19 protein-coding genes and 1 riboswitch are annotated in these 15,857 nt (G+C 39.8%); of the genes, 15 read left to right on the top strand and 4 right to left on the bottom strand.

Annotated elements, in window-relative coordinates:
• The first annotated feature begins 61 nt into the window (after positions 1 to 61).
• The 4 genes from gspF to KIP84_RS16715 all read left to right on the top strand — a co-directional run bounded on the left by gspF (position 62) and on the right by KIP84_RS16715 (position 2,902).
• Complete coding sequence (gspF, locus tag KIP84_RS16730; RefSeq protein ID WP_005065941.1) at positions 62 to 1,267, top strand: type II secretion system inner membrane protein GspF; 1,206 nt, start codon at positions 62 to 64, stop codon at positions 1,265 to 1,267.
• 23 nt (positions 1,268 to 1,290) lie between these two features.
• A complete protein-coding gene (gspG, locus tag KIP84_RS16725; RefSeq protein ID WP_019768050.1) occupies positions 1,291 to 1,806 on the top strand; it encodes a type II secretion system major pseudopilin GspG in 516 nt (171 codons plus the stop codon).
• A 268-nt stretch (positions 1,807 to 2,074) separates the two neighbouring features.
• Entirely contained in the window at positions 2,075 to 2,419 is a 345-nt protein-coding gene (locus tag KIP84_RS16720) for a hypothetical protein (RefSeq protein ID WP_005804170.1), read from the top strand.
• 144 nt (positions 2,420 to 2,563) lie between these two features.
• Entirely contained in the window at positions 2,564 to 2,902 is a 339-nt protein-coding gene (locus KIP84_RS16715; protein ID WP_005804172.1) for a tRNA-binding protein, read from the top strand.
• A gap of 1 nt (position 2,903) precedes the next feature.
• On the opposite strand, the gene lnt is transcribed toward KIP84_RS16715, so the two are convergent.
• Both lnt and KIP84_RS16705 read right to left on the bottom strand, forming a co-directional pair.
• The gene (gene lnt, locus KIP84_RS16710) at positions 2,904 to 4,463 is read right to left on the bottom strand and encodes an apolipoprotein N-acyltransferase (RefSeq protein ID WP_101664169.1); all 1,560 of its coding nucleotides are present in this window, start codon (positions 4,461 to 4,463) and stop codon (positions 2,904 to 2,906) included.
• On the bottom strand, positions 4,460 to 5,299 hold the full coding sequence (locus tag KIP84_RS16705; RefSeq protein ID WP_002114976.1) for a CBS domain-containing protein: 840 nt from the start codon (positions 5,297 to 5,299) through the stop codon (positions 4,460 to 4,462). Before KIP84_RS16705 ends, lnt begins: the two co-directional genes overlap by 4 nt.
• A gap of 184 nt (positions 5,300 to 5,483) precedes the next feature.
• Here KIP84_RS16705 and tusA point away from each other — a divergent pair, with 184 nt between their 5' ends.
• Positions 5,484 to 5,741: a sulfurtransferase TusA gene (gene tusA, locus KIP84_RS16700; protein ID WP_002053527.1), complete on the top strand. Its 258-nt coding sequence runs from the start codon at positions 5,484 to 5,486 to the stop codon at positions 5,739 to 5,741.
• A gap of 133 nt (positions 5,742 to 5,874) precedes the next feature.
• Positions 5,875 to 6,255 (top strand): hypothetical protein, encoded by a 381-nt coding sequence (locus tag KIP84_RS16695; protein ID WP_069122132.1) that lies wholly within the window; start codon positions 5,875 to 5,877, stop codon positions 6,253 to 6,255.
• Positions 6,256 to 6,298: 43 nt separating this feature from the next.
• Here KIP84_RS16695 and KIP84_RS16690 read toward each other — a convergent pair whose 3' ends face one another.
• On the bottom strand, positions 6,299 to 8,011 hold the full coding sequence (locus KIP84_RS16690) for an electron transfer flavoprotein-ubiquinone oxidoreductase (protein ID WP_213688944.1): 1,713 nt from the start codon (positions 8,009 to 8,011) through the stop codon (positions 6,299 to 6,301).
• A gap of 187 nt (positions 8,012 to 8,198) precedes the next feature.
• On the opposite strand from KIP84_RS16690, the gene KIP84_RS16685 reads away from it, so the two are divergent.
• The 5 genes from KIP84_RS16685 to KIP84_RS16665 all read left to right on the top strand — a co-directional run bounded on the left by KIP84_RS16685 (position 8,199) and on the right by KIP84_RS16665 (position 12,603).
• Positions 8,199 to 8,810, top strand: coding sequence for a DUF1285 domain-containing protein (locus tag KIP84_RS16685; protein ID WP_002114653.1), 612 nt, complete (start codon positions 8,199 to 8,201; stop codon positions 8,808 to 8,810).
• Between the two features lie 46 nt (positions 8,811 to 8,856).
• Positions 8,857 to 9,723, top strand: a complete 867-nt coding sequence (gene murI, locus KIP84_RS16680) for a glutamate racemase (RefSeq protein WP_213688943.1) — start codon at positions 8,857 to 8,859, stop codon at positions 9,721 to 9,723.
• Positions 9,724 to 9,840: 117 nt separating this feature from the next.
• Positions 9,841 to 10,845 (top strand): DUF4062 domain-containing protein, encoded by a 1,005-nt coding sequence (locus KIP84_RS16675; protein ID WP_213688942.1) that lies wholly within the window; start codon positions 9,841 to 9,843, stop codon positions 10,843 to 10,845.
• Between the two features lie 73 nt (positions 10,846 to 10,918).
• Entirely contained in the window at positions 10,919 to 11,935 is a 1,017-nt protein-coding gene (gene hemH, locus KIP84_RS16670; RefSeq protein WP_086264319.1) for a ferrochelatase, read from the top strand.
• Positions 11,936 to 11,958: 23 nt separating this feature from the next.
• Positions 11,959 to 12,603 (top strand): MBL fold metallo-hydrolase, encoded by a 645-nt coding sequence (locus KIP84_RS16665; protein WP_213688941.1) that lies wholly within the window; start codon positions 11,959 to 11,961, stop codon positions 12,601 to 12,603.
• On the opposite strand, the gene KIP84_RS16660 is transcribed toward KIP84_RS16665, so the two are convergent.
• Positions 12,600 to 12,794, bottom strand: a complete 195-nt coding sequence (locus KIP84_RS16660) for a DNA gyrase inhibitor YacG (RefSeq protein WP_002114956.1) — start codon at positions 12,792 to 12,794, stop codon at positions 12,600 to 12,602. The two genes, KIP84_RS16665 and KIP84_RS16660, sit on opposite strands and share 4 nt — an antisense overlap.
• Before the next feature lie 87 nt (positions 12,795 to 12,881).
• Here KIP84_RS16660 and KIP84_RS16655 point away from each other — a divergent pair, with 87 nt between their 5' ends.
• The 4 genes from KIP84_RS16655 to crcB all read left to right on the top strand — a co-directional run bounded on the left by KIP84_RS16655 (position 12,882) and on the right by crcB (position 15,824).
• Positions 12,882 to 13,520: an SAM-dependent methyltransferase gene (locus tag KIP84_RS16655; RefSeq protein ID WP_170247586.1), complete on the top strand. Its 639-nt coding sequence runs from the start codon at positions 12,882 to 12,884 to the stop codon at positions 13,518 to 13,520.
• Positions 13,510 to 14,715 (top strand): TIGR03862 family flavoprotein, encoded by a 1,206-nt coding sequence (locus KIP84_RS16650; RefSeq protein ID WP_213688940.1) that lies wholly within the window; start codon positions 13,510 to 13,512, stop codon positions 14,713 to 14,715. Before KIP84_RS16655 ends, KIP84_RS16650 begins: the two co-directional genes overlap by 11 nt.
• An 81-nt stretch (positions 14,716 to 14,796) precedes the next feature.
• Positions 14,797 to 15,207 (top strand): GFA family protein, encoded by a 411-nt coding sequence (locus tag KIP84_RS16645; protein ID WP_068930417.1) that lies wholly within the window; start codon positions 14,797 to 14,799, stop codon positions 15,205 to 15,207.
• A 45-nt stretch (positions 15,208 to 15,252) separates the two neighbouring features.
• Positions 15,253 to 15,319, top strand: a riboswitch (Fluoride riboswitch).
• A gap of 124 nt (positions 15,320 to 15,443) precedes the next feature.
• Positions 15,444 to 15,824 carry a fluoride efflux transporter CrcB gene (crcB, locus tag KIP84_RS16640; protein WP_213688939.1) on the top strand — a complete coding sequence of 127 codons (381 nt, stop codon included), beginning with the start codon at positions 15,444 to 15,446 and terminating at the stop codon, positions 15,822 to 15,824.
• Positions 15,825 to 15,857 lie beyond the last annotated feature (33 nt).

The raw sequence follows: 15,857 nt of genomic DNA, 5'->3' as shown, positions 1-15,857 counted from the left end.
TGATTGCGTAGCATAGATGCAACAGCAGCGACTATTATTTTTGGAAAATTAGAACATTACCATGCCTGCATATCAATTTACTGCCATTGATGCTTCAGGGAAGCAGCAAAAAGGGGTGCTTGAGGGAGACTCAGCGCGCCAGATTCGCCAACAATTACGCGATAAAGCATGGACTCCCATTAGTGTTGACCCTGTTGAACAAAAAGATAAACATCAGAGTCAGGGGTTATTCCAAAAAAAGTTCAGTGCTTATGATTTGGCGCTCATGACCAGACAACTTTCGGTTTTAGTTGCAGCTGCTATTCCACTTGAGGAAGCTCTACGCGCCGTAAGTAGGCAAAGTGAAAAAACACATGTGCAAAATCTTTTATTATCTGTTCGTTCTCGAGTCTTAGAAGGCCATTCACTCGCACAAGGTATGCAACAATCTGGACGTTTCCCTGACCTTTATATTGCAACGGTGGCTGCTGGTGAGCGTTCGGGACATTTAGATCTCATTTTAGATCAGCTATCAGACTACACCGAGAACCGGTTTGCCATGCAAAAGAAAGTTCAGGGCGCCATGATTTATCCAATCATTTTAATGCTGATGTCTTTCGGTATTGTGATGGGTTTAATGACTTATGTTGTGCCAGAGATTGTAAAAACTTTTGATCAAAATAAAGATGCTTTACCGTGGATTACAGTCGCTTTAATGAAAGCCAGCGATTTTATTCGACATGCGTGGGTGTTTATTATTCTTTTTGCGGTGGTAGGTGTTATCGCATTCGTTCGGTTTTTAAAAACCACTGCTGGACATTATGCTTTTGATCGATTAACACTCAAATTGCCATTATTCGGTAAACTGTCACGTGGTATTAATGCTGCACGATTTGCCAGTACCTTATCTATTTTGACCCGTTCAGGTGTCCCTTTGGTGGATGCCCTAAAAATTGGTGCTGCTGTGACCAACAACTGGGTCATCCGAGATTCAATTGCCCACGCAGCTGAGCGTGTGACCGAGGGCGGTAACTTGGGTACGCAACTGGAGCGCAGTGGTTATTTCCCACCAATGATGGTACAAATGATTCGAAGTGGAGAGGCATCAGGCGAGCTTGACAGGATGTTAGAACGAGCATCGACCATGCAAGACCGTGAGGTGACGACATTTATTTCAACCTTACTGGCATTACTTGAACCGCTTATGCTGGTTTTAATGGCAAGCATTGTACTGGTTATTGTAATTGCGGTTATGCTGCCAATCGTAAATATGAACAATATGATTTAATAACTTTGATATTAGAGATAATGATGAAGATGGTCATGAAACAAAAAGAGCACGTTAAGGATGCTCAAAAAACCTCAAGAGTAGCTTTCGGACTTGCGGCACGTTCGAGCGGTGCTCGAATGAAGCGTGCCTCAGGCTTTACCCTCATTGAAGTCATGGTCGTAATTGTAATTTTAGGTGTGTTAGCAGCTTTAATCGTACCAAATGTCATGGGGCGTAGTGAAAAAGCTAAAATTGATACGACTCAAATTGCATTAAAGGGTGTGGCGGGTGCTTTAGATCAGTACAAGCTAGATAATGGCCATTTCCCAACCATGCAAGAAGGTGGGCTAGATGCTTTGGTTAACCAGCCAGCTACAGCGAAAAACTGGATGCCAGGTGGCTATGTAAAAGGTGGTTATCCTAAAGACAGCTGGAAAAACGATATTCAATATGTCATTCCTGGGGCAGATGGTCGAGCTTTTGACTTGTACTCATTTGGAGCGGATGGCAAAGAAGGCGGTGAAGGTAATGATGCAGATATTTATTATCAACCTTAATTAAAATGTAATGGAGATTATCAATTCAGTTAAAAAGTTAAAATGATAAATACGAATTGATAATCTCTCTCAATCAGAAAAAATATAATAACTAACTGAAAAATATAAATTAAAGTTAATATCAATATTTGAGATTTATAATAAGAATTATTCCCATATTTAATAGTTACAAGAAAGTTAAAATGTAGAGAAAAATAAGCTATATATTTAAATAAAAGCTTTGCATAATAAATAAAAAGCACTTTATTCAATTAAAAGGAGAGATTAAATGAAAGCATTTCTCATATTAGATGAACTGACTCAGTTTCATTGGGTAATGCTCAAGTCTGTCCTATTGATTTTGGGTTTATTGCCGATTGCTGAGGTTTCATTAAAGTTATGGCTGAGTACAGAGGGAAGTAGCCAAATCATGATTGGTTTCTTCGCATTAAGTATTGTGAGCGCATGGTTAATGGTGAGCTTCTTTACTGCATTAAAAGCGAGCGTCTGGCAAGCTAAACAAATCTCTACTCAATATGAGCAATTCCTTTTTAAAGCTTACCGTTATGTACCCATGGTTTTTTTATCGAGTTTAGTTGCTTATTTATCTCTGCAACTATCGATTGCTTTTTAATAATATTTTAAAACCAAATTTTAGATAAAACGTAGACTAAACATCTACGTTTTATTTTTTAACTGGACTTAAAAACAGGGTGTTTCTTCATTTGTACATATTATATGCTTCAAATCAGCAATTTAAGAAAATGAGAAATATGAAATGGAACAAATCGAGTGGAATGATTTTTTAAAAGTAGAGCTGCGTGTTGGTAAAATTATTCAAGCCGAGGTTTTTGAAAAAGCACGTAAACCTGCCTATATTTTACATATAGATTTTGGTGAAGAATTGGGTGTGCGTAAATCAAGTGCGCAGATTACCAAGCTTTATCAGCCACAAGATTTGGTGGGTAAATTAGTTGTTGCCGTAGTGAATTTCCCTAAAAAACAAATCGGACCTATCCAGTCGGAATGTTTAGTGACAGGGTTCCATAATGCAGATGGTGATGTCGCACTTTGTATCCCAGAGTTTGAAGTGCCTCTGGGTACAAAGTTATTGTAATTTATCGACGGGATTTAAAAGAAACGTCAACTTTACGCGGACGATAAACCCAACCTAAAATCAGCAGTAAGACCGCAAATCCTAAAATTGGATAATCACCTAAACGGTTATAAAGAGTTTGGCCTTGCATAGCAGGTAAATCGCCTCTCAAGACAAACTCTTTATCGATTGGTGCTTGTTCAGTGATATGACCATTTTGATCAATAAACGCTGTTACACCTGTGTTGGTTGCACGAATAAACCAGCGGCCATTTTCTTTCGCGCGCATCTGCACCATTTGTAAATGTTGCCAAGGCCCAGCAGTGCCCGTAAACCAGGCATCATTCGATACAGTCACCAAAAAGTCGCTGTCTTCTGCATTACGTCTTGTCAGGTTCGGGTAAGCCACTTCATAACAAATTGCAGCAGCAAGTGCATGCCCTTTAATTAAGAGGGGCTTCTGGTCACTCTCACCACGTGTAAAACCGCTCATGCTGATATCATTTTGCATGGCTGGTAACACCCAAGAGAGTAAACCTGAAAGAGGGATGTATTCACCAAATGGAACAAGACGCTGCTTTTTATAGAGTCCACTTGAATCACTGCCAGAAGCCATAATACTGTTGTAATACAGCGGGCTACCAACTTGATGTGATTTTGCAACATCCCAGTAGGGAATTCCAGTTACCCATGCAGTATGGTTCTTTTTAGCTTGTGCATCCATTGCATCCAAAAACGGTTCAATATCGGTTTGGAAAAGCGGAATTGAGGACTCAGGCCATACAATCAGATCACGGCCCCATTCAGATTGTGTCAAGCCAGCATAAATTTCTAATGTTCTAACTTGATATTCAGTCAGCCATTTTAAATCTTGTGGAATATTACCTTGAATGAGTGAAACGCTAAGTGGCTTAGCAGTTTTAGGTTTTACAAACTGTATATATGATGCTCCCCATGCACCCAAAACCAATAGGGCAGAAGGGATAACCCAGAAAATACGTTTACGAAGAACTTCGACTAAAGCACATGCTAATACAATGACAACGAAGGAAATTGCATAAATACCAAATAGCGGTGCATAACCATCGAGTAAGCGTTCAGTAAAAGCGTAACCTACGAACAGCCATGGGAAACCTGTAAATACCCAAGTTTTTGCCCATTCGAAAACAATCCAGAGCGGGGCAAAAGTAAGTGGCGTTTCAGGGAAGAATCGTCGGTAAACCCATGTCTGAAATGCCGTAAATAGACCCATCACAAGGGCCATAACAGCGATCATACACACGCTTAGAAATGCATTGGTATCGCCATATACATGGATGGAAGTATAGAGCCAGAAAGCGCCTACAAACCATAAACCAAAGCCATAGCTCCAACCAATAGCAAAGGCTTGTTTAGCTGAGCGCTTATGTAATGTTGCATAGAGTAGGGCTGGAGATAAAATTGCCAACCACCACCAATAATAAGGTGCCAGTGAAAAACTGAACACGGCACCTGAAAATAAAGCAATGAGTAAAGGAAAAATTAAAGGAAGCTGTTTTTGTTGTTGCGAAGAATCTAACAGCTTTTCAAAGTATGCTCTCATTGACGTACAGCTCGAATCAGATGAATAGTGCGGGCATCTGCTTCAACAATTGTAAATAACCAATTTCCAAGCTCAACAGTTTGACCTTGTAAATCACTTACCAGACCAATTTCTTGAAGCAATAAACCGCCGACAGTTTCTACTTCATCGTCAGAAAAATCAGCATCTAAAACAGTATTGAAATGTTCGATTGGTGTAAGTGCTTGCACCATCCATGCATTTGCTACCGTATGGTCATTGTCAGGAACAATGTACTGAGCATCTTCATCGACCGTGTCGTGCTCATCTTCAATTTCGCCAACGATCTCTTCAAGAATATCTTCAAGCGTAACAAGACCGGCTGTTGAACCATATTCATCAATCACAATCGCAATGTGAGTCTGAGTATGTTTTAACATGCGTAGTACTTGATCGGAACGTGCACTTTCAGGAACAAATAAAGGCTGGCGCATAAGAACTCGAATATCGACTTTGGTATTCGGTTCAGTTAGAAACGGCAACAAATCTTTTGCGAGCAAAATCCCGACAACATTGTCTGGCTGATCGGCAGAGAAGACTGGAAAGCGTGAGTGAGCAGACTCAACCAGTACATCAAGAATATCTAGTAATTGATCATCTTCTTGTAAACTGATCATTGCTGTTCGTGGCGTCATGACTTCACGAATTTTTGTAGCTGGAAGGTCAAGAACGCCTTCAAGCATAGCAACAGTATCTGGTTCTAAAAAGCGGCGTGAATTTTGGACTAATTTTAATAATTCATCACGGGTTTCTGGCGCTGTACCTAACCATTTTCGTAAGCCTCGCATTCCCCACGACGGACTTGGTTCCTCTTGCATGATCTTTCCTAAAGACTCAATGTATCAAATGAATACACAGATCATACCGAAGAAAAGATGCTTATGCATCTATAAAACAAGCTAAAAGACAAAACGTATATTGTTATGTAAAAGCCAGTTACAGTTAACAGCTCAGTAATTTGTTTATGCTAAAATGTGAAAATTCTATTTGTTCGAGTTTGTTATGTCAGAGCAACCCATTTCACCTACTGTACAACTCAATACGCGTGGTTTACGTTGTCCGGAACCTGTCATGATGTTGCATCAAGCCATCCGCAAATCTAAGTCTGGGGATGTGGTTGAAGTCTTCGCAACAGATAATTCGACCTCGTGGGATATTCCTAAGTTTTGTATGCATTTAGGCCATGAGTTATTGTTGCAAGAAGAACGCTTAGATGAAAATGGTCATAAAGAATTTCATTACTTAGTGAAGAAAGGTTAATAGAATAATAAGGCTTCTAATAAAGATGATTAGAAGCCATGAATAATTTAACTTTAATTTGAAATGATAATTTTTTACAAATAAGAATCGTTATATAATTTATTGAAATTAAGTATATAAATGACGTATAAAAATGAATGATTATTTTGTGAAACGAAGCTTATTAATCTGTCTTTGGTTTTTCACTATTGCTGGTTTATTACATTTAGAGATCACTTGGCTATCTGAAACTGTTGCTATCATTATTATATCTATTCTTATTATTTTAGGTTCAATTCTACTCGGTTATAGAAATACATATTTTGCTCCTGAACCAAAGATAAAGATGAGTCTGATTTTACATACAGGTTTTATGGGGCTTATGTTAGTTGTTGATTTATTGTTTGGGAAGTCAGTTTGGTACTTCGATTTAGCACGAAACTTTGGTTTTCTTGGCTTATTTTTATTAGGTACATTTATTTTCTATAAAAAGAATTTTAATTTAAACGTAGCAAAAATACCGCCTTTTCAATAAGTGGATACTAATAAAAAAGCCCCGAATAATCGGGGCTTTTTTATTACATATTAGGGTAGTTTGGACCACCGCCGCCTTCAGGCGTTACCCATGTAATGTTTTGAGATGGGTCTTTAATATCACAGGTCTTACAGTGAACACAGTTCGCTGCGTTAATCTGGAAGCGTTTAGAACCATCATCATTTTCCATGATTTCGTAAACACCAGCTGGGCAGTAGCGCTGTGCAGGCTCATCCCATTTTGGTAAGTTCACATTCACTGGAATTGAAGGATCTGTAAGCTTCAAGTGAGCTGGCTGGTTTTCTTCATGTACAGTGTTTGAGATAAATACTGAAGATAAACGGTCAAATGTAAGTTTGCCATCCGGTTTTGGATAGTTTGGCTTAAAGCTTGTTGCATCAATAGTTTTCAATGCAGCAAAGTCTTGCTTCAAGTCATGTAAAGTGAATGGCACTTTAAAGACATTCTGGTCGATAAAGTTAAATGCACCACCCATCCATTGACCAAATTTATGCATCGCTGGGCCAAAGTTACGAGAGTTATAAAGCTCTTCTTTTAACCAGCTGTTGTTAAATTTATCAGTGTATGAAGTTAATTCTTTAACGAATAAATCTTCGCCTTCAGTAACACGTGCAATCGCAAGATCACCGCCTTTTTCTACACCCGCAGCAATCGCTTCAAATACAGCTTCACCACATAACATGCCTGATTTCATGGCAGTGTGTGAGCCTTTGATTTTTGCAAAGTTTAAGAAACCTGCATCATCACCAATCAAGCAACCGCCCGGGAAAGTTAATTTAGGAAGAGAGTTGAAACCGCCTTTCACTACCGCACGTGCGCCGTAAGAAATACGTTTACCACCTTCTAAATACTGTTTAATCAGTGGGTGAGTTTTCCAGCGCTGCATTTCCATAAAAGGATACATGTGTGGATTTTCATAAGACAAGTCCACAATCATGCCCAAAGTAACTTGGTTGTTTTCAGCGTGGTATAACCACCAACCACCTGAAGAAGCTGTTTCTGCTAAAGGCCAACCTGCACCGTGCATGACTAAGCCCGGTTTATGTTTTGCTGGGTCAATTTCCCAAAGCTCTTTAATCCCGATACCGTAGTGCTGAGGATCAGCATCTTTATCAAGGTTGTATTTCGCAATTAGGCGTTTACCTAAGTGACCACGGCAACCTTCAGCGAAGAGGGTGTATTTAGCGTGAAGCTCATAGCCTGGAGTAAAGTTATGCGTTGGTTCGCCATCTTTACCAATACCCATGTCACCTGTTTGAATACCTTTTACAGTACCGTCTTCATGATAAAGCACTTCAGATGCAGCAAAGCCAGGGAAGATAGAAACTTCTAATTCTTCAGCTTTTTGACCTAACCAGCGAACCACATTACCTAAAGAGATCACATAGTTACCATCGTTATGCATGGTTTTAGGAACCATCCAGTGAGGTACTTCTTTAGAAGTGGTGTCTGAAAGTAAGAAGAAAGTTTTGTCTTCAGTTACAGGGACATTAAGAGGCGCGCCTTCTTCTTTCCAGTTCGGGAAAAGTTCATTGATGGCACGTGGCTCAAGCACAGCACCAGACAAGATATGCGCACCTACTTCAGAGCCTTTTTCAACTACACAAACAGAAAGATCGGGTAAGTTTTTTTCAATCGCTAATTGACGGATCTTAATCGCAGCAGATAGACCTGCAGGTCCTGCACCTACGATGACAACGTCAAACTCCATCGATTCACGTTCGATGTGTTCCATGTAGGACTCCTCAATACTTAAAGGTGGCAACCGTCATATTTAGATAATTCGGTGCTGCCGTGAGTGTTTTAATCCATAGGCGCAAATATGCTATTGTGCCTTTTATCGTTTGGACTAGTATAGTTTTAAACCATGATCTAGCCAATTGGCTGAGTCGTAACATTTTTTCGTCAGCAAGGCATAAACTATGGTAAATCAAAATAATTCACCATCGGATATGGGAAAAATACCGTTATCTGATGATAAAAACTTAATGAACATTGCACAATACTTAAAAGGTGTACAGCAAAGTCACAAAAGGTCAATTCCACCTTTAGAGCAGTGGCATCCAAAGCATTGCGGCAAAATGGATTTGACGGTGAAATCCAATGGAGAATGGTGGCACGAAGGTCAATTAATCAAGCGCCAAGCTCTATTAGATCTGTTTACCAAAGTCCTATGGAAAGAAGAAGGCAAATTCTACCTGAAAACCCCTGTAGAACAAATTGAAATCGAAGTTGAAGATGAACCTTTATTAGTCAATCAGGCAGATCAGGTCGAAATTTCAGGTGAGCAGTTTTTACAACTGACCACCACTAACCAAGATGTAATTTTGGTTGATGCAGAACATCCTATTTTTATGCGTGAATATGCAGGAGAGTTGCGTCCTTATGTGCATGTCCGTTTTGGAATTAATGCGCTGATTCAACGTCAGGCTTTCTATCATTTAGTGAACTATGGAACACTGATTGAAAACGATAAAGGTGAAACCATTTTAGAGCTAAAAAGTGGTAATTTGCTCTTGCAATTAGGCACTTGAGGTTTAAGCTTTAGGGAGTGAAATTTTCTGACACTTCAGTACAGCTATGACCGCCATACAACCTTTATTTTCCGAGCTAGAACCTATGCCTAAAGCATCAGCAGATGCCCCAATTGGTATTTTTGATTCGGGAATTGGAGGGATGTCAGTTGCAGCAGAAATTGCCAAATATTTACCAAATGAACGTATTGTGTATTATGCCGATACTGCCTACGTTCCTTATGGACCACGCTCGGATGAAGAAATCAGGGAACTCACGGCTCGAGCAGTCGATTGGCTATATCGTCAAGGTTGTAAAATTGCAGTTGTAGCCTGTAATACGGCTTCCGCATTTAGCCTTGATCATTTGCGTGAGCATTATGGTGAACACTTTCCAATTGTAGGGTTGGTTCCAGCATTAAAACCTGCCGTATTACAGACACGTTCTAAAGTAGTTGCCGTCTTGGCAACGCCTGCTACTTTTCGCGGCCAGCTTATTAAAGATGTAGTCGAGAAGTTTGCTGTTCCAGCAGGCGTTAAGGTGATGACTTTAACCAGCCTTGAACTCGTTCCTTGTGTAGAGGCAGGTCAGCAAATGGGTGAGGCATGTTTAAAGGCATTAAAAGAAGTTTTACAGCCCGCCGCTGAGGAAGGTGCCGACTATTTAGTGCTCGGTTGCACGCATTATCCTTTCTTAAATCAAGCAATTCATCATCTTTTTGATAACCAATTCACACTGGTTGATTCTGGATTGGCAGTTGCCCGACAAACAGCCCGTATTTTAATAAAAAATGAGTTATTATGTGACCAAATAGGTCAGAATGTTGCACGTATTGAATGTTATGTCAGCGGTAATAATGCTGAGGCACTGAAACCTGTTTTACAACATTTGATTCCACAAGAGTTAACTTGGACACTTCATAATCTGAACTGATCTTTTAGCATCATTTAGAAACTAGTGTTTTTTAGATTTATTATTTTATTTGGGGCGGTTCATGATCTTGGCTGATATTAAGTCACGGACAGATCATGGGGCGATAAGGGTATTGTTATGCTCGATACACGCTATCAGATCTTTATTTCAACGTCAGGTCGAGATATGCAACCTGAACGTATAGTTCTCTCTCAAACTTTAGTCAGTATGGGTTTTTTTGCTTGGGGATTAGAACATCGAACCCCCCTAACAACTACACTTGCACGTCGACAGATTGATGAATGTGATTATGTAATCCTACTTTTAGGCAGTCAGTATGGAGAGCAGTCAATTTCTGGTGTGAGTTATTTATCTTTAGAATATGAATATGCATTAAGTCAGGCTAAACCCATTATTGTGTTCATGCATGAGCAGCCCGAAAACCGTGAAATACATTTACAAGAAACACATCCACAGTTGAAAGATAAATTTTTCGCATTTAGAAAAAAGTTATTACTTGATGTGAATCATATTTTTTACTTTAAAACTCCACGTGAACTAGAGTTGGCTGTCCGTTTAAATATGCCTTTAATGATTGAGCAACATATGGGCCAAGGCTGGATTCCTGCTCATCAAGCTCATCAGTTAGAAGATGAAATTAGACTATTAAGAAGTAAAATTTCCCAGTTAGAACAGCAGTTAGCAGAATCATCACCGCAGGAAAAAGAGGTTGCTCCACAAGATATTTTTGCATTTGAATATCAGATTCAAGCTTTTCAAGATGGCAACTTTAAAGAGCTTAAACGACAAAGACAAATGACTTGGTCGCAGTTGTTAAGCATATTGGCAAAGCGTTTTGAAACAGCAATGCCAGAAGAGAATTTTGGGATATGCTTAAATGAATATTTAAATCAGGCTGGTCTAGAAGATGCTCGTCAGGAGTTACCTCGCGCTCATGCTGTTGCCTGCGCTCAGATTAACCATAAAGCGCTATTTCGGATTAAAAAACAAATGCAGTCACAGGGCTGGATTGTTCCAACTCAGACTGAACAATCCTATAGCTTATGGAAAGTCACAGCTAAAGCTCAAAAAATATTGCTTAGTTATAAATGGAATCATCGGGGTATTCGATTAAAAGCTTAGGGCGATTCAATTTATATATGACAATAAAAGCTGTTACATTAGTGACATAAGATGAATTGAAAGGCATTTACACATGTCGTTTGAACAAAAACCGAAAGTCACAGTCATTTTAGCGAATTTAGGCACACCGGATGAAGCCACTGTTCCGGCGGTACGCCGTTTTTTAAAGCAGTTTTTATCTGATTCACGCGTGATTGAAATACCGAAATTTATTTGGTGGATTATTTTAAATCTGTTTGTGTTACCTTTTCGACCGAAGAGGGTAGCACATGCCTATGCTTCGGTATGGTCAACAGATTCACCCATGCGTGAAATTGTGTTTGAGCAAACTCAACGTATTCAGGCTTATTTGCAGCGAGAAAATAATCAGTTTGATTTAACCGTGATACCAGCGATGACCTATGGTAATCCCGGTATTGATACAGTTTTAGAAAAATTGGCGACTAACCCGCAAGAGCATGTCATTTTATTGCCTTTATTTCCTCAATATTCCGCAACGTCTACAGCGCCGTTATATGATGCATTTGCCAAGTGGATTCCAGCCCAGCGAAACTTGCCGGGTCTAACCATTATTAAAGATTATTATCAACATCCAATGTTTATTCAGGCATTGGCAGAAAGTGTTTTAGCCTACCAAGAGCAGCATGGTAAACCTGAAAAACTATTGATGTCTTTTCACGGTATTCCACAGCCGTATGCAGATAAAGGCGACCCTTATGCAGATCGTTGTCGTATTACAGCAAAGTTAGTCGCTGAAGCTTTACATTTAAAAGATGATGAATGGGCAATTAGCTTCCAGTCACGTTTTGGAAAACAAGAATGGGTTAAACCTTATACAGACCAGCTTTTACAAGATTGGGCGAAGCAAGGCGTTAAGTCAGTACAGGTATTAAGCCCAGCTTTTTCTGCTGATTGCTTGGAAACTCTTGAAGAGTTAGCTATTCAAAACGCTGAGTTATTTCAAGAGGCGGGCGGTGGTAGCTATGCTTACATTCCTGCTTTAAATAGCGATCAAGCTCATATTGATTTGCTTGCAGGATTAGTTCAGGCTAATCTTGATGCCCTTACCTATACCTTAGCCCACCGTTAATTGTGTTTTAGCCAGAGGTTCTTATGTTGCAAGTCAAAATTGTTCCAGTTACTGCATTTGCCCAAAATTGCTCTCTTGTTTGGGACAGTGAAACAAAAGAAGCAGTTTTGATTGATGCTGGTGGTGATGCTGCTGTTTTAAAAAATGAAGTTGAAGCGTTGGGTTTACAGGTGAAGGCTCTTTGGCTCACTCATGGGCATTTAGATCATGCAGGAGCGGTGGGTGAGCTTGCCAAAGAATGGAATGTTCCAGTTATTGGTCCCCATAAAGAAGATCAGTTTTGGCTAGATATGATTCAGGAAGTTTCAGCACGTTATGGCTTTCCAATTCCACAGCCAGTAAAAGTTGATCAATGGCTTGAAGGCGGTGAAGTGCTAAAACTGGGTGAAGATGAGTTTGAGGTACGTTTTGCCCCAGGCCATACACCAGGGCATGTTATTTTCTATAATAAAAATCATGGTTTACTTTGGACTGGTGATGTCTTGTTTAAAGGCTCGATTGGCAGAACAGACTTCCCGCGTGGAAACCATGATCAGTTGATTGAATCGATTAAACGTGAGTGTTTTAGTTTGCCAGATGATACTCAATTTATTTCGGGACATGGTCCGATGAGTACCATTGGCTATGAAAAACAATTTAACCCGTTTGTCGCGGGTAAAGCAGGTTAATCCTCGTAATCATCTTCATTTTGACTACCCTTGTTATGCTGAGGAGCATCTTGGGTAGGCAGTCTATATTCATCATTTGCCCACGCACCTAAATCAATTAATTTACAGCGTTCAGAGCAAAATGGACGAAATTCGTTACCTTCCCAAACACTTGGTTCACCACAACGTGGGCAGGGAAATGTACGTGGCATAAAGCGATATCCTCAAAGTGAAGAGAAATAGATTAGGCAAAAGTCAGGTGACTTGTTAGACTTATGCCGATTTTTATTTAGTTTGATGTGATTATGCAGATTCGTCAATTTCAAGCACAACGTATGCAAGCGCCTCGCGATTTTACCCCAATTGAAAATACCCCAATTTGTGTAGAAATTGGAGCGGGCAAGGGTAAACATGCTTTGCTTTTTAGCGGGCAACAGCCGCAGCACACATTGTATGCAATTGAACGAACCCGAGAAAAATTCTTGGCAATGCAAAAACAGCACGGTCTGGAACCAAGAGATAATTTAATCCCTGTGCATGCAGATGCTTTACCGTGGGTGGTACATGCACTACATCCTGCTCAAGTTGAACATTTCTTTATTCTCTACCCAAATCCAGAACCACATAATCCAGCACAGCGCTGGTTGAATATGCCATTTTTTGAATTCTTAATTTCTCGCCTGCAAACAGGTGGAACCATTACTTTGGCAAGTAATATCCCTGAATATATTGAAGAAGCTGAACAACAATTAATTAATGTTTGGAAGCTGCCTTATCAAAAAGAAAAAATTGCTCAAACATCTGCACGTACTCATTTTGAAATTAAGTATTTAGAACGTGGAGAACTTTGCCAACAGCTTGTGATCACTAAACCTGAAGGTTACAGCACACGTTTTGATGAGTTTGCCCCATTACAAGGTCAAGAACATGGCGAATAAGCGGGTTGCCATTATTGGTGCGGGGCCGGCTGGTTTAATGGCAGCTGAGGTACTGAGCCAATATGCTTATGAGATTGATGTATACGAGCAAAAGCCTTCAGCGGCACGTAAGTTTCTGATGGCAGGTAAAACTGGGTTAAACATCTCGCACGCCGAACCTTTAGCACAATTCATTGAACGTTATGATCATGCAGAATGGCTCAAACCGTGGGTTGAAAAATGGGATGCGGGCTGGATTCAAAATTGGATGAAAAGTCTGGGAATTGAGTCTTACGTTGGTACTTCAGGGCGTATTTTCCCTGTCGAAATGAAAGCAGCACCTCTATTACGTGCTTGGCTAAAACGTTTGGCAGAACAGCAAGTTAAATTCTTTTATCGACATCGTTGTATTAATTTACAAGATACAACGGTGACTTTAGAAAACCAAAATAATCAAAGCACTGAAACTTTTACCCAGCAATACGATGCAGTTGTATTGGCTTGTGGAGCTGTGTCGTGGTCACAATTAGGTAGTGATGGTGCATGGCAGCAATGGATGGATCAATCCAGTATTGAACCTTTTCAAGCAAGTAATGCAGGGGTGTTGCACACTTGGTCAGCTTTTATGGAAGGCTGTTTTGGTGAACCTTTAAAGCGTATCAATGCATGGGTTGAACCTAGCCAGATTACACATGGCGATATTGTGATTACTCACTATGGTTTAGAAAGTGGTGTTATTTATAAACTTGGACGTGCTTTACGAGAACAGCAAAAACAAGGGCAAAGCTTAAATTTGTTTTTAGATTTATTGCCTGATGTAGAGTTATCACAGTTAGTTAAAAAATTACAGGTTAGCAAAAAACAATCGCTCACTAATATCTGGCGTAAAGCAGGCTTAGACATAGCTAAAATTAACTTAATTCGAGAGGTTGTAGATAAATCGCTATGGAATCAACCAGAGGCTATGGCTCAGCAAATTAAAACACTTCAAATCAAGTTAGAGGGTTTTAGACCCATCGAAGAAGCGATTAGCTGTGCTGGCGGTATTAAGCAAGGTGCATTAACTGAAAGCTTAGAGCTTAAACAAACCTCAGGTGTGTTTTGCTGTGGCGAAATGCTGGATTGGGATGCTCCTACAGGCGGGTATTTGCTGACAGCATGCTTTGCTACAGGGCGCGCGGCTGGTGAAGGCGTGCATTCATTCTTAGAGAAATAATAACAGGATAATTTGATGCTATGTTTGATATGTGAAAAGTGTTATTTTTGAGCGATCAATAATAATAGGATTTACGAGAATATGTCTCAAGCATCACAAGTTTATCAAGGAAGTTGTTTATGTCAGGGTATTCGCTATGAGATTAAAGGCGATATCGGAGATATTATTCAATGCCATTGTCAACGCTGCAGAAAATCCAATGGAACAGCATTTGCCACGAATGCTCCTGTTAAAAGTACAGATTTTAAAATTACCCAAGGTGAAGATCTCGTCAAAAAATTTGCTGTGAACGGGGTGTATCGCTGGTTTTGTAGCGAATGTGGTTCACCTTTAATTAGCTCGCGTGATGCTCAGCCTGAATTATACCGCTTAAGAATTGGGACACTTGATACACCACTAGACCAAAAGCCGACAATGCATATTTTTGCTGCGTCTAAGGCAGAATGGGAATGTATTCAGGATGATTTACCACAATTTGCTGAACGCCCATGATTTTAAAAAGTATGTTTAAATCAAATTCAAGATGATCTAATATACTTAAAACAGGGAGATGGCATTCCTCCCTTGAAAAACCGCCGTATTGGCTAATGATGCCTACGTTACCCTCATGTATTTATATCGCTGGGTACGTAGGTTATTGCGTACTTTGTTTATTTTTGGAGTACGCTGTGTCATATTTCCCTTCATTATTTTTTGCTCTTTTAGCGTCTATCTAAAGGGGTGGTCCTATGTATTACTCTCTATTTTCAATTGCTTTAGGCTCAGTTCTAGGGGCATGGCTGCGTTGGTTTTTAGGTTTAAAACTTAACCCGATCTATCCGCAAATTCCACTCGGTACTGTCACTGTTAATTTGGTCGGTGGTTTTATTATTGGTTTTGCAATTGCCTATTTTGCTCAAAGTGATTTAAGTCCTAACTATAAGCTTTTTGTAATTACTGGTTTTTGTGGTGCTTTAACCACATTTTCAACGTTCTCGATTGAAATCGTCACTTTATTACAAAGTGGTAAGTTAGGAATGGCGATGTTGGCTATTTCTATTCATTTAATTGGATCGTTAATTTTTACGTGTTTGGGTTTGGCGGCTTATCATTGGCTGGCGGGTAACTGATTATTCAGGTGTGTAAGCACCGAAATATATTGC

The sequence above is a fragment of the Acinetobacter sp. BHS4 genome (assembly GCF_018454425.1).
Lineage (GTDB): Bacteria > Pseudomonadota > Gammaproteobacteria > Pseudomonadales > Moraxellaceae > Acinetobacter > Acinetobacter pittii.
The sequence above is the reverse complement of the archived record's forward strand: the minus strand, read 5'-3'. Positions and strand labels throughout refer to the sequence as shown.